The sequence below is a fragment of the Deltaproteobacteria bacterium genome (assembly GCA_016235345.1).
Lineage (GTDB): Bacteria > Desulfobacterota > Desulfobacteria > Desulfobacterales > Desulfatibacillaceae > JACRLG01.
Window position 1 is genome coordinate 1 of sequence record JACRLG010000014.1, and the last position, 26,995, is coordinate 26,995.

General features: G+C 59.1%; 14 protein-coding genes and 2 tRNA genes. 12 read left to right on the forward strand and 4 right to left on the reverse strand.

Features of this window, described 5'->3' with window-relative positions; all coding sequences use genetic code 11:
• The 7 genes from HZB23_06940 to HZB23_06970 form a co-directional block, all read left to right on the forward strand.
• Positions 1-2,614, forward strand: a 2,614-nt coding sequence (locus HZB23_06940) for an SDR family NAD(P)-dependent oxidoreductase (protein ID MBI5844387.1), incomplete at its 5' end; no start/stop codon positions are given.
• Positions 2,615-2,782: 168 nt separating this feature from the next.
• Positions 2,783-9,913, forward strand: a complete 7,131-nt coding sequence (locus HZB23_06945) for a hypothetical protein (GenBank protein ID MBI5844388.1) — start codon at positions 2,783-2,785, stop codon at positions 9,911-9,913.
• 19 nt (positions 9,914-9,932) lie between these two features.
• Entirely contained in the window at positions 9,933-11,564 is a 1,632-nt protein-coding gene (locus HZB23_06950; protein ID MBI5844389.1) for a PfaD family polyunsaturated fatty acid/polyketide biosynthesis protein, read from the forward strand.
• A 184-nt stretch (positions 11,565-11,748) separates the two neighbouring features.
• Positions 11,749-12,240: an HIT domain-containing protein gene (locus HZB23_06955; protein MBI5844390.1), complete on the forward strand. Its 492-nt coding sequence runs from the start codon at positions 11,749-11,751 to the stop codon at positions 12,238-12,240.
• A gap of 25 nt (positions 12,241-12,265) precedes the next feature.
• Entirely contained in the window at positions 12,266-12,598 is a 333-nt protein-coding gene (locus HZB23_06960; protein ID MBI5844391.1) for a LapA family protein, read from the forward strand.
• Between the two features lie 61 nt (positions 12,599-12,659).
• Complete coding sequence (mutS, locus tag HZB23_06965) at positions 12,660-15,224, forward strand: DNA mismatch repair protein MutS (GenBank protein MBI5844392.1); 2,565 nt, start codon at positions 12,660-12,662, stop codon at positions 15,222-15,224.
• A complete protein-coding gene (locus HZB23_06970; protein ID MBI5844393.1) occupies positions 15,221-16,993 on the forward strand; it encodes an N-acetylmuramoyl-L-alanine amidase in 1,773 nt (590 codons plus the stop codon). The genes mutS and HZB23_06970 overlap by 4 nt, the downstream gene beginning before the upstream one ends.
• Here the strand turns inward: HZB23_06970 and HZB23_06975 are convergent.
• The 4 genes from HZB23_06975 to HZB23_06990 all read right to left on the reverse strand — a co-directional run bounded on the left by HZB23_06975 (position 16,979) and on the right by HZB23_06990 (position 20,558).
• Positions 16,979-17,572 carry a VOC family protein gene (locus HZB23_06975; GenBank protein ID MBI5844394.1) on the reverse strand — a complete coding sequence of 198 codons (594 nt, stop codon included), beginning with the start codon at positions 17,570-17,572 and terminating at the stop codon, positions 16,979-16,981. The genes HZB23_06970 and HZB23_06975 overlap by 15 nt on opposite strands.
• A gap of 69 nt (positions 17,573-17,641) precedes the next feature.
• Positions 17,642-18,364 carry a metallophosphoesterase family protein gene (locus HZB23_06980; protein ID MBI5844395.1) on the reverse strand — a complete coding sequence of 241 codons (723 nt, stop codon included), beginning with the start codon at positions 18,362-18,364 and terminating at the stop codon, positions 17,642-17,644.
• 193 nt (positions 18,365-18,557) lie between these two features.
• A complete protein-coding gene (gene ettA / locus HZB23_06985; GenBank protein MBI5844396.1) occupies positions 18,558-20,252 on the reverse strand; it encodes an energy-dependent translational throttle protein EttA in 1,695 nt (564 codons plus the stop codon).
• A gap of 230 nt (positions 20,253-20,482) precedes the next feature.
• Positions 20,483-20,558 (reverse strand) — tRNA-Ala (locus HZB23_06990).
• Positions 20,559-21,315: 757 nt separating this feature from the next.
• On the opposite strand from HZB23_06990, the gene HZB23_06995 reads away from it, so the two are divergent.
• The 5 genes from HZB23_06995 (at position 21,316) to HZB23_07015 (ending at position 26,890) form a co-directional block, all read left to right on the forward strand.
• On the forward strand, positions 21,316-23,076 hold the full coding sequence (locus HZB23_06995; protein MBI5844397.1) for a DNA primase: 1,761 nt from the start codon (positions 21,316-21,318) through the stop codon (positions 23,074-23,076).
• Between the two features lie 78 nt (positions 23,077-23,154).
• Entirely contained in the window at positions 23,155-24,930 is a 1,776-nt protein-coding gene (gene rpoD, locus HZB23_07000; GenBank protein ID MBI5844398.1) for an RNA polymerase sigma factor RpoD, read from the forward strand.
• A gap of 256 nt (positions 24,931-25,186) precedes the next feature.
• Positions 25,187-25,259 (forward strand) — tRNA-Ile (locus tag HZB23_07005).
• Between the two features lie 72 nt (positions 25,260-25,331).
• Positions 25,332-26,144, forward strand: a complete 813-nt coding sequence (locus HZB23_07010; GenBank protein MBI5844399.1) for a Nif3-like dinuclear metal center hexameric protein — start codon at positions 25,332-25,334, stop codon at positions 26,142-26,144.
• A 35-nt stretch (positions 26,145-26,179) separates the two neighbouring features.
• On the forward strand, positions 26,180-26,890 hold the full coding sequence (locus HZB23_07015) for a hypothetical protein (protein ID MBI5844400.1): 711 nt from the start codon (positions 26,180-26,182) through the stop codon (positions 26,888-26,890).
• The last annotated feature ends 105 nt before the right edge of the window (positions 26,891-26,995 follow it).

Here is a 26,995-nt window from a genome sequence, read left to right on the forward strand (position 1 = left end):
GGACATGGAGGCCGACCTTGGAATCGACTCGATAAAGCGCGTGGAAATCCTGGGAGCCATGCGGGAGCGCTTCCCCCACCTTCCGGAGTTGGAAGCGGCCGAGCTTGCCGAGTTGAAGACTTTGGGGCAGGTTGCGTCAAGGCTTTCGGGCGGCGTAACGGACGCGCCGGGGAAACTTTCCGTTCCCACGCCATCGCCTGCGCCATCTGAAATGAAATCCGCAAGCCTTCCGGAAAATCTGGTCTCCGTGGCAGTCGCGCGTGAGCTTCCCTCGCCTGACCGGATTTTTCCCGATTTTCCCCAGGGCGGAATCGTCATCGTAAGCGACGACGGAACCGGGCTCGCCGGAGCCTTGGGGGCGTCCCTTGAAGGGCTTGGCCTTGCCCCGGTGATCCTCTCATGCGCCCCGCCGGTCAACGGAAAGCGCCGGATTGAATGGAACGGCGAATCCGAAGACGACCTTGCGCAAATCATCGCCGGTCTTGCCGGAAACGGCGGGATAATCTCCGGCTGCGTGTTCGCCATGCCGCCAGACCGAGCAAAATCAACCTATGGCCCCATGTCGGCCTTTCTCCTGGCCAAGCACCTTGCGCCTTTCCTCAATATTAAGGACACGGCGGGCAGGCGCTTTTTCGTGACGGTGAGCCGCATGGACGGCTGCCTTGGAACAGGCGGTGCGGACTTCGATTCCATCCACGGCTGCCTTTCCGGCCTTGCCAAGACGGCGGGCCTGGAGTGGGAAAACGTGTTCTGCAGGGCCATCGACATCGAACCGGGGCTTGACCTGTCCCTTGAAGCAGAATTCATCTCCGGGGAAATCCTGGACCCCGACCTTCGGATAACGGAAACCGGACGCGGAACACGCGGGCGGATGACCCTGGATTTCCGCCCGGCGGTTCTTTCCGACACGGCCTCGATGCCCGCTCCCGAAAACCCTGTGTTTTTGGTTTCAGGCGGGGCGCGGGGGGTGACGGCGGCCTGCGTCACCGCCCTGGCGCAAAAATGGGGCGGGCGCTACATACTGGCCGGGCGCTCGCAACATTTTACGACCGAGCCTGACTGGGCGCAAAACGCATCAAGTGAAGGGCAACTGAAGGAAGCCGCCGTCCGCCACCTTCAAGGCACGGGTGAAAAGCCCTCCCCCAAGGCGGTAACGGCCCTGGTTCGCGAGGTTTCAGCCTCCCGCGAGATAAGCCGCACCCTTTCCGAAATCAGACGGGCAGGAGGCGAGGCTATCTATATCAAGGCCGACGCAACCGATCCAGCCGCGCTCGCCTCCGCACTGGCCCCCATAACAGCAGAAACCGGCCCCATTACAGGGCTGATTCACGGAGCGGGCGTTATCCACGACAAGCCCTTGCACCAGAAGGACGCCGCCGATTTCATCAAGGTTTTCAAAACCAAGACCGACGGCCTTGCCGCGCTGATGAACTGCGTGGACCCCGCCAGTCTGAAGCATCTTGTAACGTTCTCGTCCGCAGCGGGCTTTTTCGGCAACCCCGGCCAGTGCGATTATTCAATGGCCAACGAGGCCCTGAACAAGGCTGCTCTCGCCTTTTCCAAAAAACATCCCGGCTGCCGCGTGGTCTCCTTCAACTGGGGGCCGATAGACGGCGGCATGGTGGGTCCCGAACTCAAGAGCCACTTTGAAAAGCGCGGCGTTGATGTGGTTCCTCTGGCCCATTGCACCGAAATCTTCACCCGCGCGCTTTCGGGCGGAAACGAAACCGGAATCCAGCTTTTGGTTGGAAGCTCCATGCAGGAGGCCGATTCAAACCGCGAAATCGTGGGAGAACACCGGGCAGTGGCGACCTTTGGCCTTGCAGCAGCACCCTTTCTGGCCGACCATGCCATAGGCGAAAAGCCGGTGCTTCCCACGGTGTGCGCCATATCGGTTCTGGCCGAGGCCTGCGAGCGGCTTTACCCCGGCTTCCACGCGGCGAAGGTCTCGGACTACCGTCTGTTTACGGGAGTCACGCTTGACCCGTCCAAAAACTCCGCCCTGGAAGTGTCCGTGCGGCAGACATCCAAAAACGGCAACGGGCTTGCCTTTGACGTCTCCGTAACAGGAACCAACGGGAAAAAAGGCGTTAACCATTACGGGGCCACGGTAAAACTGCTTCCAGGCCGCCCGGAGCCGCCCACGTACCTGCATTTCGTGAGCATTCCTCAAAACGCAGAGAACGGAACGGTTTTCTACCAGGATAAAACCCTTTTCCACGGCCCGCGCTTCCGGGTGGTGGAAAAGGTCATCCACCGCAGCGAAAAAAAACTCACCGCCCTGTGCCGGGCTCCCAGGGTCTGCGCTTCCGAGCTTGGCCGGTTTGCAACGGATTCCATGAACCCCTTTGCGGCGGACGCCCTTTTGCAATGCCTTCTTGTATGGATAAGGCGCACCCTTTCCCTTCCAAGCCTTCCAACCGCAGCGGCCTGCGTGGAAAACTTCCGGCCCGTAAAACCCGGCGACGCCTTTTACGTGTCCTTGGACGTCACCCGCGCCGAGCTTCCCACGGTCACCGCCGACATAACAGCCCACGACGAGGACGGCCTCGTGCTATTCCGCATTTCGGGCGCGCAGGCCACGGCTTCCGAAAGCCTGAACAAGCATTTTTAGATGAATGGGGAAAGGCTTTGCGGGGGAGGGAGGGGAAACCTTTTGTTCACAAAAGGTTTCCCCTCCCTCCCCTTCCAAAAAACTTTATGACTTTTATTTTTTATCTTATAATTACAAATAATTATACTTTTAAACCACCCGAACCGGCCAACCCGCGTGACTGAATCTATGGAACGAATTGCTATAGTTGGCCTCTCCTGCCTGCTTCCCGGAGCGCGGACCCCCGATGAGTTGTGGGACGCCCTCGAAAACGGCAAAGACCTGCGCCGGAAGGCGACCCTCGAAGAAATGGGGGCCAGCCCCGAAGATTATTTCAGCCCGGAAAAAGGCGTGGCCGACACCTGGTATGATTATCGTGGCGGCTACGTCGGGGAATTTTCCCCGGATTTGTCCGGCCTTCCGGTTCCCGAAAACGAGCTGAAAGGCCTCGACCCCGTGGCTCTGTGGCCCCTTCACGCCGCGAAAAACGCCCTTTTTGACGCGGGGATCAGGCCTGGCGACCCGGCGCTATCCCGATGCGGCTTCGTGTGCGGCAACCTGTCCTTTCCCACCCGCTCGTCCAACCGCATTTTCCTGCCCATGTATCACAAAGCCGTTGAAGAAGGCTTGAGACGCGGCACGGACTCGCCGGATTTCAGGCTTCCACCCTTTTCACAATCACTTGAAACAAGCTGGGAAAACGGAATCATTTCAAGCCTTCCCGCAATGGTGGCGACCCGCGCTCTGGGGCTCTCCGGCCCCTGCCTTTGTCTCGACGCCGCCTGCGCCTCCACCCACTACGCAATAGCCTTGGGCTCCCTTTTTCTTCAAACCGGCAGGGCCAACATGGTTCTTGCTGGCGGGGTGAGCGCGGCGGACCCATTTTTCGTCACAATGGGCTTTTCCATTTTCCAGGCCCTTCCCGGCCTCAAAAAATCCTGCCTGCCCTTTTCAAAAAAATCCGGCGGGCTTTTTCCGGGCGAGGGCGCTGGATTTTTCGTGCTTAAACGCCTTTCCGACGCAAAAAGGGACGGCGACCGGATTCACGCGGTGATCGAAGGCGCGGGGCTGTCCAACGACGGCAGGGGTTCCTCCGTTCTAAGCCCCAACACGAGGGGACAGGCGCTGGCCCTCAAACGCGCCTGGGAGGCGGGCTGCGTAAACCCGCACGAAATCTCTTTCATTGAGTGTCACGCCACAGGCACCCCCCTTGGGGACAGGGTGGAGCTTGAAACCATCGATCGCTTGTACCGGGGGCAGGAGGAACGGCCCCTTCTGGGTTCCGCCAAGTCCAACTTCGGCCACCTTTTGACTGCGGCGGGCGTTCCGGGAGTTATGAAGGCGGTTTTTGCCATGCGAAAGGGCGAAATTCCAGGAACCTTCGGCCTGAATGAACCCGCCGACGGCCTTTTTGGGCCGGATCGTTTTCCCGCCAAAACCGTCCCCTGGCCGGAGCGGGGCAGGGAAAGGCTTGCGGGCGTCTCAGCCTTCGGTTTCGGCGGAACCGACGCCCACCTTGTGCTCTCGCTTTCCGGCAACACAACGAAAAAAGAGGATGCCCTCCCCGCGCGTGAGCCGCTGGCCATAGTTGGCATGGACGTCCACTTCGGCCCGGCCCAAAATCTTGGCGAATTTCTGCGAATGCTCGAAACCGGGAGCCAGTGCTTCACCCCGCTCCCCAAGGGCCGCTGGAAGGGCCTGGAAAACAACTTGGCCCTTATGAATGAAATCGGCCCTGACGGGCCGGAGTCCGTCAAAGGCTCTTTCATCACCGATTTTGATGCCGATTTTCTTCGCTACAAGATTCCGCCCAACCCCGACGACCGGCTCATCTGCCAGCAGGTCCTGGCCATGAAAACGGCGGATGGAGCGCTATCGGACGCAGGGGTCAAAGAAGGATCGAACACGGCGGTAATCATCGGCATGGAGACCGAGCTTTCCATCCACCGTTTCCGGGGACGGGTGAACCTTAAAACTCAGCTCGCCGGAAACGGCGAGGAACTGCCCGACGGCCTTGTGGCGGCATCGAAGGACTCGATCCACAACGCCGCAGGCGTCAACCAGTACACCAGTTTCATCGGAAACATAATGGCGGCCCGTGTGGCGGCGCTTTGGGACTTTTCCGGCCCCGCCTTCACCGTGTCCGCCGGGGAGAACTCCTTTTTCCGGGCCCTTGAAACAGCCTGGGCCATCCTTTCGGACAAGTCCGTGACAGCGGCCTGCGTGGGCGCGGTGGACCTTGCCGCAGGGCCGGAGCACGTGCTCTGGCGGGCGCAGAAAAATCCCGTCAACAAAGGGGCGGCCACGCTGTCGTTTGATGAATCCGTAAACGGCTGGATTCCCGGCGAAGGGGCCGGGGCCGTGGTGGTGAAAAGGCTGTCGGACGCGGTGAAGGCCGGGGACCGCATTTACTCCGTGATGGAGGCCGTGGAATTTTTCAGGGGGACCGATTCGGGCGCGGTGGCGGAGGCCGCCCGGAAAGCCCTCGACGCGGCGGGAGCCTCGCCCGAAAAAATCGGCGCGGTTGAAGCCTTCGCAAGCGGAATCGCGCAGGAGGACCAAGAGGAAACCAAGGGGCTTTTTGACGCCTATAGAGGGGCCGGAAGCCTTGAAATCTCCATTTCGGGAGCAAAGGCCAACATTGGCCACACCTTTGCGGCAAGCGGTGCGGCGGGTCTCGTAAAATCGGCACTGGGCCTTTTTCACCGGGCCTTTTACGGCGCGCCCAACTGGAAGGAGCCTAAGGAGCCCGAAGCCTGGAAGGGCTCGCCCTTTTTCATCCCCACCCAAACCCGGCCCTGGTTTTCCTCGTCGGAAAACCCCGTCCGCCGGGCCGCTATAAGCGGCATGGGGCTTGATGGATTTTCCTGCCACGCGGTTTTAAGGGAGCCTTTGGAATCCGAAAGAAACCCGGCGGGAAAAATGAGGGGAAAAACCCTTTCTCACCGCAGGCGGCCCCTTGAAACCGGCGTTTTCCTGATCCCCCTGTGCGGAAACGACGCAAAAGATGTGCTTTCGGCGCTTTCGGCCTTCAAAAAGGCCCTTTTGGACGGCGGTGAGCTTAAAAAGCTGGCGCGGGAGGCGTTTGAAACAAGCCGCAAGACCCCTGATGCGGACTTCGCCCTGGTGCTGGCCGGAAAAAGCCGGGAGGAACTCGCCTCACAGGCCCAAGCCGCAAAAAGCGCCGTGGAGCGGGCCTTTATAAGCGGGCTTGACTGGGCATCCCCCCAGGGCTCGTGCTTTTCCTCAAGGCCCGTGGGTCGCACCGGAAAGACCGCCATAGTCTTTCCGGGCGCGTTCAATTCCTATCCGGCAATGGGCGGGGACCTCTTCAATCTTCACCCGCAGCTTTTCGAGGACTTGATTTACCCGAAAGAAAGGCTTGGCGAGCTTTTCGCTGACCGGCTTGTATATCCCCGAAGCGTGGCCGCATTATCGGAAAAAGAACTTGCCAACGGACTTTCCGCCTTTCTGGAAAACCCCATCTCCGCCTTTGAAAGCGGAATCCTTTTCGGCATGGCAGCAACCGACGTTCTGCGAAATCGCCTTGGGGTGAAGCCCTCGGTGGCCCTTGGCTACAGCATGGGCGAGGTCACCATGATGTACGCCTTTTCTGTCTGGGAAAGAGGTTGCGCCATGAGCGACAGGCTCAGGGTATCCACGGTTTTCCGCACCGATCTCGCCGGCCCCATGACCACCATAAGGCGTGCCTTCGGCCTTGGCCCCGAAAAATCGACCGGGGAAAAAATCTGGTCCGCCTTCAATTTAAAAGCCACCGCCTCCGATCTTCTGGCCGCCATAGGGGAGGCGAATTTCGCTCCCGGCGCGCCCGCCTGCTTTCACACCTTCACCAATACCCCTTATGAGACGGCCATAGCGGGGCATCCTTTGGCCTGCGAAAAGATCATTCGGCGGCTTGGGTGCGAGGCTTTCGAGTCCCCCATGGGCGACGCCCTCCACTGCGAGCCGGTGCGGGCTGATTTTGACGAGATGACAAGGCTGCACACCCTTGCCGTGCGACCGGTCGAAGGCGTCACCTTCTACACGGCCACCACCTTTTCGCCCCTTGCGCTGGAGTCGGAAGCCATAGCCCGCAACATCGCCGAAATTTACTGCCGCGCGGTTGATTTCGTGCGCCTTGTGGAAAAGGCCTATGACGACGGTGTGCGGGTTTTCATCGAAACAGGCCCGCGCGAAAATCTGACCGGCCACATTCGGGAGATTCTCGGCCCCCGCCCCCACCTTGCCGTGAACCTGGACCGCAAGGGCGCGGATTTCGGGGCGAGCCTCGCCAAGGCCAGCGCCCGTCTCTTTTCCCACAGGGCGGAAATCGACCTTTCGGCTTTTTTCGGCGAGGCTCCGGCCCCTTCATCCAAAAAGAGTCTTGTGCTCTCTTTGACCACCACAGGAGCCGACATAAGCGAAACCGTGGAAAAGGCCGCGCGGGCGATGATCCCCGAAAAACCCGCGCCAGCGCCCATATCTACGCCAAAGCCTGAAAATCGCCCGGTTCCCAGGATTGAAACTTCAGAAGATCCAAATTTTTCCGCCGGAAAGAAAGCCGCCATGAAAACCGAGCCTCAATCAGCAGTCATTCCGCAGCCCCCGGTTCCCCCCGCAAGCGCGTCGCCTAAAAATACTGCCACACAGACTTATCCCGCGCCCCAGGTTTCGCCCCTAAACGGCCTTCCGCCCAAGTTCGTGGAAAACATAGGGCTTGCGGCGAGCGTTCATGTGAATTTTCTGGACCGCCAGAGGCAAGCGGCCCTGGATGTCGCCCGGCTGGTGTCAACCGCAACCCGGAGGTACGGTGAAAGCCTTGAGGCGGGCCTTCCGAAGGCCGCTGCGATGGATGCCCCGGAAAATCCGCCCGCGCCCTCCCCTGTTCTTCCTGCCCGGAGCCCAGCTAAAAAGGCGGTGTGGGACGAGGCCGATCTTCTGGAGTTCGCCGGGGGAAAAATCGCCAATGTTTTCGGCCCGGAATATGCGGTGATTGATACTTACCCAAGGCAGGTGAGGCTTCCTTTGCCTCCCTATCTTTTGGTCTCGCGGGTGACCGGAATCGACGCGAAACGCGGCGAATTCAGGCCTTCCCACATGACAACCGAGTACGACATCCCGGAAAACGCCTGGTACGCCATAGACGGGCAGGTTCCCTGGGCCGTGTGCGTGGAATCCGGCCAGTGCGATCTTCTTCTGATAAGCTATCTGGGCATCGATTTCGAGTGCAGGGGCGAGCGGGTGTACCGCCTTTTGGACTGCACCCTCACTTTTTCGGGCGAACTTCCCCGTGAAGGCAGTACGCTTCGCTACGACATCAGCATAGATTCCTTCGCCCGAAGCGGAAACAACCTTTTATTTTTCTTTCGCTACAACTGCTTTGCGGACGACCTTCCCATTCTCACCATGCGGGGCGGCTGCGCGGGTTTTTTCTCGGACGGGGAGCTTGCGGCGGGAAAGGGAATAATCGCCACCGAGGCCGAAATCTCGGCCCGGAAAAAAATCGTGAAGGTGCGTTTTCCGCCCCTTCTGGAATGCCCGAAGCGCTCCTTTTCGCGGGACGACCTTGTCTCCATCATAAAAGGCGACGTGGCCGCCTGCTTTGGCGAAAATTACAGGCAGGACGGGCGTAACCCGTCCCTCAGGTTCGCTGCCTCGGACATGCTGATGGCGGACCGGGTGGTTTCCGTGGACCCAACAGGCGGGGCCTGGGGGCTTGGGGAGATAGTCGCCGAAAAGGACCTTTCGCCCGATCACTGGTACTTTCCCTGCCACTTCAAGAACGACCCGGTGATGGCCGGAAGCCTCATGGCTGAAGGCTGCGTGCAGCTCCTGCAATTTTACACGCTATTTCTGGGTTTCCAGACCAAAACGGCGGACGCCCGTTTCCAGCCCGTGGCTGACCTGCCCCAGAAGGTGCGCTGCCGGGGCCAGGTGATACCGAAAGACAGCCTTCTCACCTACAAGGTGGAGGTGAAAAGGCTTGGGCTCGATCCCGAACCCTTTGCAGTGGCGGACGTGTCAATTCTGCTTGGCGACAAGATCGTGGTGGACTTCACCGACCTTGGGGTGAGGCTCGTTGAAAAGCGCCCGGATGATCCGTGGAAGGCCGGAATTTCGGCCAAAATTGCGGCGGCCCCGATTTTTTCCGCTCCGGTTCCGCCCAAAAAGCCGGTTTTCACCCAGGCGCATCTTACGGAATTCGCCGTGGGAAGCCTTGCCAAATGCTTCGGCAAAAGCTTTGAAATCTACGAAAACCGCCAGCCTCCGCGCACGCCCAACGGCGAGCTTCAGCTAATCAGCCGGGTGATGGAGGTAACGGGAACGCCTGGGGATTTCAAAAAACCCGCCACGGTTATCAGCGAATACGACGCGCCGGAAAACGCCTGGTTCGCGCAGCAGAGCGCCTGGCCCGGAACCGCGCCATACTCGGTTCTGATGGAGGTGGCGCTCCAGCCCTGCGGGTTCGTTTCAACCTGGATGGAAACCACCCAGATAACGCCCGCCACGGACTTTTTCTTCCGCAACCTGGACGGCGAGGGCAGGCTTCTGCGGGAGCCTGACTTGCGGAGCAAAACCATCACCAACGAGTCGCGGCTTCTCACCACTGCGGCGGCTGGGGGTTCCATAATCCAGAAGTTCACCTTTTTGCTTTCGGAATCAGGCTCGCCCTTTTACGAGGGCACCGCCGTTTTCGGATATTTCACCAAAGACGCCCTCGTAAACCAGGTGGGCCTTGATCAGGGCGCTGACAACAACCCGCTTTCAACGCGCAGATATCTGCCAGAAACGGGTGCTGAGGTTTTCGATCTGACCTCGCCGGAAACCATCAGGAGGTATTATTCTCCATCGCCGGACAAGCCCCATTATTGCGGAAACGGCCCCATGCTTAGATTCCTGGACCGGGTAACCCTGGCTCCTGATGGCGGAAAATTCGGCCTTGGCTACCTTGTGGCGGAAAAACTGGTGAACGCAAAAGACTGGTTCTTCCCCTGCCATTTCCACAACGACCCGGTCATGCCCGGAAGCCTGGGAGTTGAAGCGATACTTGAAATAATACGGCTTTTCGCTTTAAGATCAGGCATTGGCGCGAATTTCAAAAATCCCCGGTTCAGGCACGGTGAAAACATCGTCAAATGGAAGTACAGGGGCCAGATCACCCCGGCTAACCGCGCCATGACCATCGATGTCCACATCAAAAAAATCGAGCGGGGCGAGGGCAACATCACCGTGAAGGCGGACGCCAGTCTCTGGAAGGACAAAATCCGCATCTATGAAATTACGGACGCGGCCCTGGTTGTGGAAGAAGGCTTTGAATAAAATGGAAAACGGCGGAAACATGAATCAACACCTGAGTTTTTCCGGCAATGTCCCAATCGAACTTGACGGCCTTGGCGTCCGCCCGGAGGCGGTGACCTTTGACATGGAGGAGATCAGCGCCCGCCTCTCGGACATCTCACGCCCGGTGTGGGTGGCTGGCGGCCCGGAGCGCGTGGGGGTGGCCTTCGCGGAAAAAGGCTCGCTGGTTTCCGGCGGTTCCGGCCTTACGCTTCTTGCCTCGGCTCCGGCCCTTATGCCCGAAAGCCTTGGAGAGCCATCCTTTGCCGCCCATCACGGTGTAAGATACCCCCTTTACGGCGGGGCCATGGCCAACGGAATCGCCTCCGAGCGCATGGTTGCGGCTCTTGGCAGGGCCGGTTTTCTTGGGAGCTTCGGGGCGGCGGGACTGTCGCCCGCGCGGGTCCGGGAGGCCATAGGCGAAATCCGGCACGAGCTTCCGAACGGACCCTTTGCCATGAATCTCATCCACAGCCCCCTGGACCCGGCCCTTGAGGACGCCATTGTGCGCCTTTATCTGGAAACCGGCGTCAACTGCGTTGAAACCGCCGCCTACATGGACTTGACGCCCCACATCGTCCGGTTCAGGGCAAGCGGACTCCGTAAGGACGGCCACGGCCGAATTTCCTGCGAAAACCGCGTGATAGCCAAGGTTTCCAGGCGTGAGACCGCCGCGCACTTTCTGAAACCGGCTCCTGACCGGATTCTGGAAAAACTGGCGGCGGAGGGCCTCATAAGCCGGGATCAGTCGGAAATGGCGCGAAAGGTTCCGATGGCGGACGACATAACCGTCGAAGCCGACTCCGGCGGGCACACCGACAACCGCCCCCTGGTGGGCATCCTTCCCTCCATCATGGCCTTGCGGGACGAAATCTGCGCCCGATACGGCTACGAACGGCCCGTCCGGGTGGGGGCCGCCGGGGGCATGGCCACGCCCGCCGCCGTGCTTGCGGCTTTTTCAATGGGCGCGGCCTATGTTGTTACCGGCTCCGTCAATCAGTCCTGTATAGAGGCCGGAACCAGCCTTCACGTCAAAAAGCTCCTTTCCGAAGCCGATGTTGCCGATGTCGCCATGACCCCGGCCGCCGACATGTTCGAGATGGGCGGCAAGGTGCAAGTTTTGAGGCGCGGAAGCCTCTTCGCCCAGCGGGCCGCGAAACTTTATGAACTGTACAATCGGCTTGAGGGCATTGACGCCATTGACCCGGCTGAGCGGAAAAAACTCGAAACCCAGGTCTTTCAAAAGCCCCTGGAAGAGGTCTGGAGCGAAACCCGGCGCTTTTTCATGGAGCGTGACCCGGCGGCCCTGGAAAGGGCCGGAAACAACGGCAAGCTCATAATGGCCCTGATCTTCAAATGGTATCTTGGGCAGGCTTCCCGCTGGGCTGCGGCTGGCGTTAAGGGCCGTGAGATGGATTACCAGATATGGTGCGGCCCGGCCATGGGGGCCTTCAATGCCTGGGCCGCCGGGACCTGTCTTGCCGATTTCAATAATCGCCGGGTGGCCGACGTTGCCATGAACCTTCTTTGCGGCGCGGCCTATTTAATGCGCCTGCGCATCCTTTCCGCATCACGGGTAAGCCTTCCTCCCGCCCTTTTCCGGTGGGTTCCCCGCCAGTCCAACCTGCCGTGAAAGCCCTCAATGGGCCGCTTTCGGCAAAAAAGCCTTGATGTTTATCCTCCAAGAGGTTAGATTTTCCCCGACGAGCCGGTTCGACTCGCCAAATCCTCTGAGTAAAAATCAAGCGGGGAAAATCGGGCAGCGATGACCCGGTTTTTCCGCAATCTTCAAATTTTCGCTTCAAGGAAAGCAATCGATGCACACCGTATGGGCGCCCTGGCGCATGGAATACATCGTGGGGGAAAAACCGCCCGGCTGCGTTTTCTGCCTGGCCCGCACCACCAATACCGATCTGACCCTGTGGGTAACCGAACACGTGATGGTGGTGATGAACAAGTTTCCGTACATAAACGGGCATCTCCTGGTGGCCCCGGTGCGCCACGTTTCGGCGCTTTCGGACCTTACGATGAACGAGATGGCCCTTTTGACGAAAACCGTGGAGCAGGCCATAGGCATACTTAAAACTTCCATGAACCCCGACGGCTTCAACGTGGGGCTAAACCTCGGCAAGGTGGCCGGGGCGGGTGTGGAGGAGCACCTTCACTTCCACGTTGTTCCCCGCTGGTTCGGGGATGTGAACGCCCTCACGGTTTTTGCTGACGTGCGGGTGATTCCCGAACATATCCAGGCAACAGCAGAAAAGCTGAAACCGCTTTTCGCCGGACTTGACCCGTCATCCTGGGCGTAAAAATTCCACAGGAAGAAGGAGCGCCATGAGCACGAAAATGAAGCTGCAACTCGCAGCAAGCCTGATTTTCCTCATCATCCTGTCCATCGTGGTTTACCAGAACAGGGAGCTTCTCACCTACGGCTTCCCGCTCAATCTTTTCAGCTGGCACAGCGAAAAGGTCCCCAACGCGGTCTATCTCTTAAGCTTTTTCCTTCTGGGGGCGCTTTCGGTTTTCGTGGTTTCCCTCAGGAATTCGTTCCGGTCCAGGAGCACCATACAGTCGCTTCAGGATGAGCTCGCCGCCTTGAAGGGCTCCGCCGCCACGGGCGAGGCGACGCCTTCGGAAGCTTTAGCCGAAATTCCGCCCTCCGCCTGAAAAACAGTGAAGCGACATGCCAGACGAAGGAACAGCGAGGGGCGGAAACGGGGAAACCCCCATGTTCCGCCAATATTGGCAGATAAAGGAGAATTATCCTGACGCTCTCCTGTTCTTCCGCATGGGCGATTTTTACGAGATGTTCTTCGAGGACGCAAAAACCGCATCCGCCGCGCTTTCGTTAACTCTCACCTCCCGCAACAAAAACGACCCGGACCCCGTGCCCATGTGCGGGATTCCGCACCACAGCGCCGAACGCTACATAGCGCGCCTCCTGGCCCAAGGCCACAAGGTGGCCGTGTGCGACCAGGTGGAAGACCCGGCGCTTGCCAAGGGCATAGTGAAAAGGGACGTGGTGAGGGTGGTCACCCCCGGCACCATAACCGAGGACGCCTATCTTGCGGAAGGCTCGGAAAACCTGCTCACGGCGGTGGCAAGATGCCGCAAGACATGGGGGCTCGCCAGCCTTTCGGTTTCCACGGCGGATTTCCGGGTCACAGAACTGGGCTCCGCCCAAGAGGCGGCGGACGAACTGGCCCGCATAGCCCCCCAGGAGGTGCTGGTTTCGGAGGCCGACCGGCACCACGACGAGCTGAGGAGCGTTCTGGCCGCACTTCCCAACGCCGCGATTACCTGGCTTGACAAAGAGTTCTTCGATGCCAATAAGGGCCTTTCGCAGCTTTGCGGCCATTTCGGCACCCAAAACCTGGAAGGCTTCGGCTTAACCGGCATGAACGCCGGAATATCGGCGGCCTCGGCGGCCCTCGCTTACGCCTCCCGCACCCAGTGCAGGCAGGTTGCCCACGTAACCCGGATCACACCCTATTCCACCGGCGACTTCCTCTATCTCGACGCATCCTCCGTGCGAAACCTGGAGCTTTTCTCCAATATCGCCACCGGCTCCCGCGCCGGAAGCCTCATCCAGGTTCTGGATTTCTGCGCGACCCCCATGGGCTCCCGGCTCCTTTCCCGCTGGCTGAGGTATCCCTTAAGGGACATTTCGGAAATCGGTCTTCGCCAGGACGCAGTGGATGAGGCCAAAAGCGACCCGGTGGGCCGGGACGCCGTGCGCCGCAACCTTTCAGGCATGGGCGACCTTGAGCGCCTCAGAAGCCGCATAGTGCTGAATCGGGCCACCCCCCGCGACCTTCTGGCCCTGGGAAGGAGCCTGGCCGCGCTTCCCGATCTTTGGCTCCTGATGTCCCAGAGGTTCAAGTCCGGTCTTCTCGGCGGCGAGGTCCTGGGTGATGATCTTTCGGACATGGCCTCGGCCATCCTGGACGCCGTAAGGGACGACGCACCCCTTTCCGTGCGGGAGGGCGGCATTTTCCGAAGCGGCTACAACGCCGACCTTGATGAGGTTTCGGCACTCGAAGGAGACGCCCTGGGCTTTCTGGCGCGGCTTGAGGCGGCGGAAAAGGAACGCACGGGCATCTCCACTTTAAAGGTGCGCTTCAACAAGGTTTTCGGGTATTATATCGAGGTGCCCAAGAGCCAGGCCGAGCGCGTGCCCGCCCATTACGTGCGAAGGCAGACCTTGGTTAACGCCGAGCGCTTCATAACCGACGAGCTCAAAACCTTCGAGGAAAAGGTTCTGGGGGCCGGGGAACGCAAAAAAAGCCTGGAGTACGAGCTTTTCCAGGCCCTCCGGGAAAGGGTCGCGACAGAAGCCAGCCGAATCTGGGCTGCGGCTCTTCATCTTGCAAGGGTTGACACTCTTTTCGCCCTGGCCGAGGCTGCGGACAAAAACGGCTATAGAAGGCCCCTGGTCAACGGGTCGCAGAGGATCGAAATCACCGAGGGCAGGCACCCGGTGGTGGAAAAGACCCTGGAGGCCGGGCGCTACGTGCCCAACTCCATAATGCTCGACATGGCGGACTGCCAGGTGCTCATCATAACCGGCCCCAACATGGCTGGTAAATCCACTGTGCTGCGCCAGACTGCGGTGACCGCCATAATGGCCCAGATGGGCTCCTTCGTACCCGCCTCCAGGGCCGAGTTAGGGGTCTGCGACCGGATTTTCACAAGGGTTGGAGCCCTGGACAACCTAAGCCTCGGCCAGAGCACCTTCATGGTGGAAATGCAGGAAACCGCCAACATCTTAAACAACGCCACGAAAAACTCGCTGGTCATGGTGGACGAGATAGGCCGGGGCACCAGCACCTTCGACGGGCTTTCCATAGCCTGGGCGGTCGCCGAATATTTGCACGATCTGAAGGGAAGCGGGGTGAAAACCCTTTTCGCCACCCATTATCACGAGCTGACCGAGCTTTCCCAGTCCTGCCCGCGCGTGAAAAACTTCCACATCGCCGTGAAGGAGACGGCGGACGGCATAGTGTTTCTGCGCCGACTGGCTCCGGGAGGCACCAACAAGAGCCACGGAATAGCCGTGGCCCGGCTGGCCGGGGTGCCGGAACTGGTGGTGGAGCGGGCCGGGCAGATTCTTTCCGTGATAGAATCATCCGAGGCCGACCGGTTAAGGCGGGCCGTGCGCTCGCGAAAAATAGTGCGGAAAAGGCAGGGCAGTGTCCAGCTCACCCTGTTTTTCCCGGAAGCGGAAAACGGCCCTTCGGAGCCTTCGGAAACCGGCTCTGACAACGATTCCACCCCGGAGGCCGGGCAATGATTTCAACCGGTCGACCGGCGGCGTTTTTCCGGCTCAAAATGGCCTTTCTGGCCTCCATGATTCTGTGGGCGCTTTTCGCCTTTCCCGCCTGCGCCACGGCCCAGGGCATACCCGCCAAGGACATCTACCTGGAGGCCGAACGCTGCCGGGACAGGCTTTTTTCCGGGGAAAAGGACAGGGGACAAAGGGACAACTGGATTTCCTGCATTGTGCTTTTCAAAGACGTGGCCAAAACCGAGCCTGAAGGCCCCTGGGCTGCAGCAGGGCTTTTCTCCGCAGCCGAAATGTACCTGGAATTGAACCACACCTTAGGCGACCCCGAAGACCTTGCCAGCGCCCTTGACCTTTACGAAATCGTGGTTTCGGACTTTCCCAAAAGCTCCTACGCGATAAGGTCCAGAAAGGCCCTGGCCGCCGTAACCGTCAAGCGCTCGGTGAAAAAGAGGACCTTCCGGGAAACTGCTGCCCAAAAGGCCGATCAGCCCCCTCCCCCACCACCCGGACCGGCAGTACCCTCCGCGCCCAAGGGGTCGGCGGCCAGGGTTCCGCCCGGGGCCGTGTGCATGGAGCCAGCCCCCGTTACAGCCCCGTCCCAGGCCGGGCCGGTCACGGTTACCGGTATCCGGTTCTGGTCCAACTCGTCCTACACAAGGCTTGTGATCGACGCCACAAACGATGCGGCCTTCACCCAGAACCAGCTTCCGGCTGACCCGGCGGCCAACAAGCCGCCAAGGCTTTATTTCGACATTTTGAAGGCCAAGCTTTCCCCGTCGGTCTCGTCCGTGGTTCCGGTTAACGACGATCTTCTGATTTCAGTGCGGGCGGGCCAGAACAGCGCGGACACGGTGCGGGTGGTTGTGGACTGCAAGAGCGTCGCATCCTGCAAGACGTTCGCCCTTTCCAATCCTTTCAGGCTGGTGATCGACGTTATCGGTGAAAAGGAAACCGCAGTCGCCGTAAAGCCGCCTGCCCCCGATAAACCGCCAAAGGGCAAGCCCAAGCCAAAAAAACCGAAAAAAGCCCCAAAGCCAAAAAAACCTTCCGCAGACGATCTTGCGAGGCAGCTCGCCCTTGGCGTCCGAACCATAGTAATCGACGCTGGCCACGGCGGCAAGGACCCAGGAGCCGTAGGAACCGTAAAGGGCGTCCAGGAAAAGGAGCTGGTCCTAGACATGGCCAGAACCCTCGCCAAAAAGCTTAAGGCCAAAACCGGCTGCAACGTGATCCTCACCCGTACCGGAGACCGTTTCCTGTCCCTGGAGGAGCGCCCTGCCCAGGCCAACACCAAAAGGGGGGACCTGTTCATCTCCATCCACGCCAACGCCACCTGCAACGTGGAGGCAAACGGCATAGAGACCTATTTCCTGAACCTTGCCACGGACGAAGACGCCATAGCCCTGGCGGCCAGGGAAAACGCCACCAGCCAGAAGAGCATTAGCGATCTTCAGGGGATTTTGAAGGACCTTTTGCGGAACGCCAAGGTGGAGGAGTCAACCCGGCTGGCCAGAAGGGTGCAGGAAAGCATGGTGCGGGCGGTTTCGGAGAAGCATCCGAGGGTGGTGGACAAGGGGGTGAAGCAGGCCCCGTTCTACGTTCTTCTGGGCGCTCAGATGCCTGCGATCCTGGTAGAAACGGGTTTCATAACGAACGAGGAGGAATGCCGCCGCCTGATGGACGAAAAGTACCGGAACATGCTCTGCGAAGGAATAGCGGAAGGCGTGGCCGCTTATATCGAGGATCTGAAACCTTCAATTTCAAGGCGTCGTTGAGCCGTCCGCCCAGTCTATCCTCGCGCCCGCGCCCTCGTAAACCCTTCTTCGGTACTGCGGCGTCTTTTCTGTCACCTTGGGCCATGCTCCGGGCACGGGCTCGCTTCCCTCAAGGGCCTTGACTGAAGGACGGGCATCCCCCATCATCGGTTTTTTCCTAACGTCCACCCCGGCTACATTGGCGGAAAACTCGATGGGAATCCCGTTGGGGTCAAATGAATAGATGGATCGGATAAATCCGTGGTCAATGACCCCGGACACCGCAAATCCAGCCGCAGTAAGCCTGTCCTTTATTTCCCAGAGATCGTCCTCGGATTCCACTCCGAAGGAGACGTGGTCGAAAACAACCGGCCCGGCCACCGGAAAGCCGTGGTCCTTTTCCTCAACCGGCATGGCCTCCGGCCACTCGAAAAAGGCCAGGAGGTCGTTTTCGCTTATTTCGAAAAAATAGTGGCGGCTTCCCCCTCCCCCAAGCCCGGCCACCAGCCTCATTCCCAGGAGGTCGCGCCAGAAGCCGATGGTTTTGTCGATGTCCCTGGTGACCATGGCCAGATGGTTGATCCCGGTGTATCGCGGCATGTTGCATCCTTTCCATGAGCCTTCAACAGAGGATCGCCCTGTTCCGGCAACGCGTAATATGAGTCGCGGTCATAAAAGCCTTCGGGCCAGAAATTCCGGGAGCCCTGCCTTGATTATCTTGTCTGCGGCCTTCTGCGCGTCGTAGGGCACGAAGCGCACCTCAAGGCTGTTGGCCTCGGTGTCCCAGATCACGTATTTGGCGCTGTTGTCGCCATCCCTGGGCTGGCCCACCGATCCCACGTTCACTATGTATTTGCGGCCATTCAGGAAGGTTGTGCCTTTTTTCAGGGGGTAGGTCTTCACCTTTTCACCGTCAAAGGCAACAAGGCTCAGGATGTGGGTGTGGCCCACGAACACTATGCGCGATGGGATGGAATCGAAGCAGTCCGCCACCATTCTTTTGGTGGCCTCGAAAAGATAGGTGTGGACCGAGGCGGGCGGAAAACCGTGCACGCACCAGGCGGCGTCGAAGGGGATGAAGAGCGGCCAGCGGGAAATGCGCTCCATGGACTCGGCGCTCATCATTTCCCGCGTCCTTAAAATGGCGTCCGTGGCCTGGGGGTTGAACCACTCCAGGACCGAATCGTCGAAGAGCGCGTCCTCGTGGTTGCCGCGCACGGTGGGGATGTTCTCGTCCCAGATGCGCGAAAGCACCGCCTCGGAGTCCGCCCCGTAGCCCACGCAGTCGCCCAGGCAGATCACGTGTTCGGCCTGCCTGTCCGAAATGTCGGCAAGTGTGGCGTCAAGGGCCTCCAGGTTGCCGTGAATGTCTGAAATTATCGCTATGTTCACGTTTCGCCCGCGATTTTTGTTCTATTATCGGCGCTTAGCCGTCGCCACTTTTTGAAAAGAAGAGTATAGCCTGGATAAAAACGATGAAATGCAAGGAAGGCGAGAAGCGCGGGGAGGAATAATACTGGTCGTATATGACCGACCCGCGCTACGATGCCTGACACAGCAGTTCGCGTTTTTAGACGGGCTATTATCAGGCGGTCAGCCTGCGGTACTTGATCCGATGAGGCGTCTCGGCGGCCATGCCCAGGCGTTTTTTGCGGTCGGCCTCGTAATCGGAGAAATTGCCGTCGAAAAAGCTCACCTTCCCCTCGTCCTCAAAGGCCAGGATGTGTGTGCACACCCGGTCCAGGAACCAGCGGTCGTGGCTGACGATTATGGCGTTTCCGCCGAAGTTTTCAACCGCGTCTTCAAGGGCCCGTAGCGTGTTGACGTCAAGGTCGTTGGTGGGCTCATCCAGAAGGATCACGTTCGCGCCTTTGGTGAGCATCTTGGCAAGGTGCACCCGGTTGCGCTCGCCGCCGGAGAGGTTTTCCACCTTTTTCTGCTGGTCGGCCCCGGCGAAATTAAAGCTCGCCACGTAGGCGCGTGAATTCCTGGACCGCCCTCCGAGATTCAGGCTTTCCGCGCCGCCGGAAATTTCCTCCCACACGTTTTTCGTTGCGTCCAGGCTTTCCCTGCTCTGGTCCACGTAGGCCATGTTCACGGTCTGGCCGACTGTGACCTCGCCCTTATCGGGTTTTTCCTGGCTTGTGACAAGGCGCAGAAAGGTGGTCTTGCCCGCGCCGTTAGGGCCGATAACGCCCACTATGGAGCCCTTGGGGAGCTTTAAGGTAAGATCGTCTATCAGCACCCTGTCGCCGAAGCTCTTTGTCACGTGATCAAGTTCTATCACCTTGTCGCCAAGGCGGGGGCCGGGCGGGATGTAGATTTCCATATCGTCCCGGTGCGCCTCGAATTCCTGGCTAAGAAGGTTTTCGTAGGCGGTGACGCGGGCCTTGCCCTTGGCCTGGCGGGCCTTGGGGCTCATGCGTATCCACGCAAGTTCCCGCGCAAGGGTTTTCTGGCGCTTGGACTCGGACTTCTCCTCCTTGGCGAGGCGGTCCTTTTTCTGCTCAAGCCATGAGGAGTAATTGCCCTTCCAGGGGATTCCGTGGCCCCGGTCAAGCTCCAGAATCCAGCCCGCGACGTTGTCCAGAAAATACCGGTCATGGGTCACTGCTATGACGGTGCCCTTGTATTCCTGAAGATGCCTCTCCAGCCAGGCCACGCTTTCGGCGTCCAGGTGGTTGGTGGGCTCGTCAAGTAAAAGGATGTCCGGTTCGGTGAGAAGAAGGCGGCACAGGGCCACCCGGCGGCGCTCACCGCCCGAAAGCACGGAGACCTGAGTTTCCGAGGGCGGGCAGCGAAGGGCGTCCATGGCGATTTCGAGCCTGTTGTCGAGGTTCCAGGCGTCAAGCTCGTCGAGCTTTTCCTGGAGCTTTCCCTGCTCTTCCACCAGGGCGTCGATGTCAGCGTCCGGGTCGCCGAAGCTCTCGTTCACGACCTCAAAACGGGCCAGAAGGTCCATAAGGGGCTTCACCGCCTCGGAGACAACCTCCTTCACGGTCTTTTGGTCGTCAAGCACGGGTTCCTGCTCCAGAAGGCCCACGGAGTAGCCCTTGGAAAGCATGGTCTGGCCGGTGAAGGCGGTATCGACGCCAGCCATTATGCGCAAAAGGCTGCTTTTGCCCGCGCCGTTAAGGCCCAGAACGCCGATTTTCGCGCCGTAGTAAAAGCCTAAGGTGATGTCCCTCAGAATCTGGCGGTTGGGCGGGACGACCTTTCCCACCTTCACCATGGAATATATGACCTGCTTGTCGCCTGAGGGTGGATTGGGTTTTGCCACGGAAAAACCTCCTTGAAAGGCTGTCGTAAGGGAAAAATCCCGAAGGCCCCTGAAAGGCCCGGAGACGGATTCGGGTGAATGCTTTTTGCGGTATAGCGCATCGGCCCGTTTTTGAAAAGCAGGGCCAGTGCGAAAGATATTTTTGCCGCGCCGGACAATGAAAAGGCCGGAATCGCGGGAAAACCGCAGATCCGGCCTTGACTGAATTCCGGTGAAGGCGAAATGAAAAATGGTGGAGATGAGGGGGCTCGAACCCCTGGCCTCGGCGTTGCGAACGCCGCGCTCTCCCAGCTGAGCTACATCCCCACGAGCTTCCGTGAGGAAGGGTCTATAGAACGATGGCATTGCCAAGTCAACGTTTTTTTGACCGGCATGTCAAAAACAATGGCGCTTAAGGGCCTTTTGGCCGGTTGGCATCAAGAGCCGGGGGTTGGTTCGGTCTGCCCTGGGCGTTTTCTGCGCTTTAGTGTGCATCGAAAGCGTTGCAGGGCGCGGGCTGACCTTCCAGGATCAACGGAGATACGCCGTCAATCCGCAGAACGCCACCTGTTGACTCCCTGCCCTAATCCGCGTGCGCCACATTTATTTCTTACGATTCCTTGACACCTTAACCTGCCTGCCATATTATAAAATGATTTGAATTGGGTCTCGGCTCCCAATAAGCATCGGCATGGCATAGGCATGTCGATGGAAAAAATACACGTAATTTTTTGGCAATCATCAGGCGGCAAAAAAGGCGGCCACTTCGGCCAGCCCCATAGACGCGAAGCGCCCAGTAGAACCAAAACGACCGTTCCGGCAACTTTCGACCGCCGGACGGACAGACGTGTCCCCGGCGCTTCACGTTGAAAGGCATGGCCTCCGTTCCTTTTTAACCGGTTGCCGCCGTCGCGGCAGCCCGCCCTGCCACGCAGGCTTGCGCCAAAAAAGGCTTAAAGCCTTTTGAACGCAAGCCTGACTTTTTTCGGCTCTTTCCGGAATCGGGTTCAAAGGCGGTCCTCGTGCGCCATCCGCGCCGCCTCCGGCATTCACGGCGCGATGCTGGCGATGAAAGGGAGTCAAGGTGGGAACGAGCTTCGGAGATGACACGGTTTCACGTATCCGCAGCATGGCGGATATCGTGGAGGTGGTTTCCGGCCGCGTATCCCTCAAAAAGGCCGGGCGCAGCTTCCTGGGCCTGTGCCCCTTTCATTCGGAAAAGACCCCCTCGTTCACTGTTAACCCGGTCAAGCAGTTCTTTCACTGCTTCGGCTGCGGCGAGGGCGGGGACATCTTCGATTTCGTAATGAAAAGCGAGGGCTTAAGTTTTCCCGAAGCCGTGGCCAGCCTTGGCGAGCGCTACGGAATCCAGGTGGAGGCCTATTCGGGAGGCGCGGCCAAAACCGCCCGGTCAGAACGGGAGACCCTGTTTTCCGCCAACAGGCAGGCTGCGGATTTTTTCTCCGCGAGCCTCAAAGCCCCGGGCGGGGCAAAGGCATTGGAATACCTTGAAAAGCGCGGGGTGGGGCAAAGGGCCGTGGAAGCCTTCGGGCTTGGATTCGCTCCGGCGGGTTGGCACAACCTGGACCTCTATCTGAAAAACCGTGGAGTGTCGGAGAAGGTCATGGACCGGGCCGGGCTTTCCTCCAAAAGCGAGACCGGAAAGACCTACGACCGGTTCCGCGACCGGCTCATGTTTCCCATAACCGATCTTAGGGGCCAGATTACGGGTTTCGGCGGGCGCACCATGACCGACGAGACCCCCAAGTATTTGAACAGCCCCCAGACGCCGGTTTACGACAAGAAGCGCGTTCTTTATGGCATACGCCAGGCATCCGAGGCCGTGCGCCGAGAACGCGCCATATACGTGGTGGAAGGCTATCTCGACGTGATAGCCCTGTGGGAGGCCGGAATCGAGAACGCCGTGGCCACCTGCGGAACCGCCCTTTCCGCCGAGCACGTGAGGCAGCTGAAGCATCTGGCCGACAACATCGTCCTGGTCTTCGACGCCGACCGGGCCGGTATTTCAGCCGCCGTGCGGAGCCTTCCCATATTTTCTGCGGAAGGCGCCCAGGCCAGGGTGCTGGCCCTTGATCCCGGCCACGACCCGGACACCTTCGTGCGCGCACACGGGTCCGAAGCATTTCTGATCCTGGCCAAAAACGCGGTTGATCTGGTCCAGTTCATCATCAACGAGGCGGTCAACCGCCACGGTCTTTCCATCACCGGCAAAACCAGGACGGTGGAGGAGCTTGCGCCGTCCCTGGCCATGCTGGAGGACCCCGTGGCCCGCTCGCTCTACGTGCGGCACCTGTCCCAAAGGATAGGGGTCGACGAGGCCGCCATCCTTGCCCACGTAAAAGGATCGAAAAGTCAAACCCGGCGGCAGCCCGATGAAGCGACGGCCCAGGTCGAGGCCCGGCCCGCAGTATTGGAAGGCGAAAATTATAGAAGGGAAAAAGACATAATCAAGGCGATGCTTGTCAGTGAAGAATTTTTAGAAGAAGTAAAAGCATCATCTTTCATAGATGAATTTGAAAACGAAACCTTGAAGACCATCGGTAAAACCTTGATTTCGCTTGGGGCGGAAGCGTCCAGGAGCGACCTCATGAGTCTTTTCGAGACGCCCCAAGAGCGTTGCCTGCTGGCGGAAATCTTCGCCCAAAGCGTGGATGAACCTTGCCGCAACATTCTTGCCGGCTTTGAAAAAAGCTCTATAAAAATGCGCCTCAGGCGGCTTACGGCCGCAATAATCGAAGCCTGCGAAAGGGGCGACGAAGAAGCCCGGCTCAACCTTACCGGCGAACAGAACAGGCTGAAAAAAAGCCTTCGATTTCAACAATAAGAACTTATCCGCATGAGAAGGCGGGGGCCTTGTCCCTGCCCAATGCTCAACAACCGGATTCCGGCAAAGGTCCAACACATGGCGAAAGATCAGAAACCGAAGACTCCCGTAGACACGGAATCAAAGCCCGCCGAACTTGAGGAACTCATTACCAGGGGCAAGAAACAGGGTTACCTCACCTACGACGATCTGAACGAGGTCCTGCCGGAGGACATGGTTTCCTCCGACCAGATAGATGAGACCCTCATGATGTTCGATGAAATGGACATCGAAATCCTTGACGGCAAAAGGGTCAGCGTGGCCGAGGCCGCCAAGTCCGCCGACGACGAAAAGATTCTGGACGAGGACGCGCGGGACAGCCTGGACGTGGGCGGAAGCTCGGACCCGGTCAAGCTCTATCTGCGGGAAATGGGCATGGTGTCCCTTCTTTCGCGGGAGGGCGAGATAGACATCGCCAAAAAGATAGAGGAAGGCGAGCAGGAGGTTTTGAAAGCGCTCCTGGAAACCACCATGGGCGTCGAACACCTCCTTGTCCTGGGCGATGGCCTTGCCTCCGGCGGCCTGCGCATGAAGGACCTTTTCCGGGACGTTGACGAAGGCGAGAACTTCCAGGAAGAGCCTGAAAAGCTGGAAAAGATCTGCGCCGCCATAGCCGAGATGAAGACCCTGCACGATGAGAACCAGGGGCTTCGGGAGAGGCTCTTCTCCGAGGGCCAGAGCTTGAACGCCGAAGACCGCCGCAAGATGCGCCGATCCATCAACCGCAGAAACAGGCGCATATTCGCCATTCTCAAGGACTGGCGGCTTGAAAACCGCCTCCTTTCGGACATTGAGGAACGCATCTATAACGAAATTGGCTGGTTCGAGGCAATGCAGGCCAAGCTTGCCATGTGCGCCGAAAACCTGGGCGTAAACGTCATGGACCTCCGCTCCGCATGTGAAAACGAGGAGGAGTTCTGCCAGAAGGTCTCAAAGACCTGCGGCATGGACGAGGAAATGATAGGCGAGCACTTAGCCCTGGTGCGCGAGGTCCAGGCTTTTATCAGGGAGCGCGAGTGCCTCTTAAAAAGCAACATCCTGGGCATGAAGCGCGTAAGGGCCTGCGTGGAAACCGGTCGCGGCAAGGCCAAGGAGGCCAAGGCCGAGCTGATCCGCGCCAACCTCCGGCTCGTTGTGTCCATAGCCAAAAAGTACACCAACCGGGGCCTCCAGTTTCTCGATCTCATCCAGGAGGGCAACATCGGCCTCATGAAGGCCGTTGACAAGTTCGAGTACAGACGCGGCTACAAGTTCTCCACCTATGCCACGTGGTGGATACGCCAGGCCATAACCCGCGCCATAGCCGACCAGGCCCGCACCATAAGAATCCCGGTGCATATGATCGAGACCATCAACAAGCTCATCCGCACGTCCCGCTACCTTGTTCAGGAGCTTGGCCGCGAGCCGAGCCCGGAGGAAATCGCCGAAAAGATGGAGTTCCCCCTGGAGAAAGTGCGCCGGGTGCTCAAAATCGCCAAGGAGCCCATCAGCCTGGAAACTCCCATCGGCGAGGAGGAGGACAGCCATTTGGGCGATTTCATTGAGGACAAGAAATTCCTGCTGCCCTCCGAGGCCGCCATAAGCATCAACCTTGCCGAGCAGACCAGGAAGGTCCTGGCCACCCTCACCCCCCGCGAGGAAAAGGTTCTTCGGATGCGCTTCGGCATAGGGGAAAAGGCGGACCACACCCTCGAAGAAGTGGGCAAGGACTTCCAGGTGACCCGCGAGCGCATACGCCAGATAGAGGCCAAGGCCCTAAGAAAGCTGCGCCACCCCAGCCGCAGCCAGAAGCTCAAAAGCTTCATCGAAAACTGAAACACTTTAAAGGCGGCTTCATTACGGCCTTTACCTGGCGCGTCGTGGCCAGAGCTTTTCGGATGCGCACACGGCCCCTACAGGCCGCAACAGGTGGTATGGGCCTGGGGAGGTGAAAACTTTTCCCCAGGCCTAAATTTTTCTTCATCAAGATGGTTGACATCCGGTGCAGGAACATGTTTCATAGAAAGATTCGCTTGGCGGGAAGCGGTCTCTTTCAAGGGCGCTTCCTGATGCTGAACGTTAAAGGATAGAAGGGCCTATAGCTCAATTGGTAGAGCCACCGGCTCATAACCGGTCGGTCCCTGGTTCGAATCCAGGTGGGCCCATCCCATTTTTCCCCAAGGCGCTTTACGGAAGGCATCCTGAAGCGCCCGGAAGCATCCCGGAAACGGACCCAAATGCCGCTTAAAGTTTCAGACATCGTGGCCCTAATGGAAGAGACCGCGCATCCCCGTCTCGCCCTGGCCTGGGACAACGTTGGGCTTTTGATGGGGAGGGCCGACCGAACGGTCACAAAGGTAAGCATGGCCCTCGACCCCTCTCCCATTGTAGTGAAGGAGGCGGTCGCAGCAGGGTCCCAGATGCTCATAACCCACCACCCCCTCTTCCTCCGCCCCATAAAGCGCCTCGATTTTTCAAGCCCCCTGGGCAACCTCATAGAAACCGCCACCAAAAATGACCTCGCCATCTACGCGGCCCACACCAACCTGGACAGAGCCAGGGGCGGCGTTAATGAAATCCTTGCCGAAAAACTGGGCATGTCCGAAATCAGGGCAATGGAAGCCGACGCGAACGACCCCTCCGACTTCGGCCTTGGGTTCACCGGCCTGTTGCCGCGCCCGTTCGATTTCGACGGCCTGTGCCGCCACGTGGCCAAGCGCCTTGGCATCGGCTGGCTGAGGGCCGCAGGCGATCCCGGCATTCCCGTATCCAGGGTCGCCGTGTGTTCGGGCGGCGGTCGCAGCATGGTGGGGGCCTTTCTGGACTCCGACGCAACGGTTTTCATCACCGGAGACCTTGGCCATCACGACGCCAGGGAAATCGCAGACCATGGCCGCGCATGCATTGACGCCGGCCATTTCGCAACCGAACACCCGGTGGTGGAGGCCCTTGCAAGGCGTCTTTCACCGGCACTCGCAGCAAATGGAGTGGAAATCATGCTCCACCCCTCGGAAAAGGACCCGTTCCGGCCGGTGATCATCACCGTCTGAAACGTATGACCGAATACTCATGACACGGAGGAATCGTGAAGGATCAGATCCTCAAACTGGTGGAAATCCAGGGTATAGACGATGAGACCGAAAAGGTCCGGGCCGACGTGGCCCGATGTCAAAAAAGGGTGGCTGAAACCGAGGAAAAACTCGAATACATACTTCAGCACCTGGAAAGGGAAAGAGAGACCAAGGCCCAGCTTGAAAAGAGCCAGAGGGAACTCAATTCCGAGGCCAACGACATTCGGGCCCTGTCAAAGAAGAGCCAGGAACGGCTCAACAACATCAAGAACAACCGCGAACTGAAGGCCCTGCAGAAGGAAATAGCGGACGGCAAGCGCCGGATCGCCGAAATCGACGACGAGACCATCGCCTGCATAGAAAAAATCGAGGAACTGGACAAGACCATCGCCGGTCTTGAGGACGAGGAAAAGGCCCTTTTACAGGCCGTGGAGCAGGAAAGGGAGTGCGCCTGCACGCTGGCAAGCGAAAGCGACGCCAGGCTGGCCGCTCTGTGCGAATCCCGCTCAAAGGCAGCCGAAGCCCTCCAGCCCGATCTTTTCACCCGTTACCAGCTAATCCTTAAGGCAGCAGGCGGCACGGCCGTGGTTGCAGTCCAGAGCGCGGTATGCCTCGGCTGCAACATGAAGGTGCCGCCCCAGGCCTACAACGAGCTTCAACGCTGTGAAGACATAAGGCAGTGCCCGCACTGCGAAAGGATAATCTACTGGAAGCAGGAAGAGTGATATTGAAATAGAGCGGGCAATGATTAGATTATAAGATTAAGCGGAGTGAGCCTGCCCCGGCTCGTCGCCGAAAACCCGGAGGACGCATTTCCGGGCCTTTAAAGC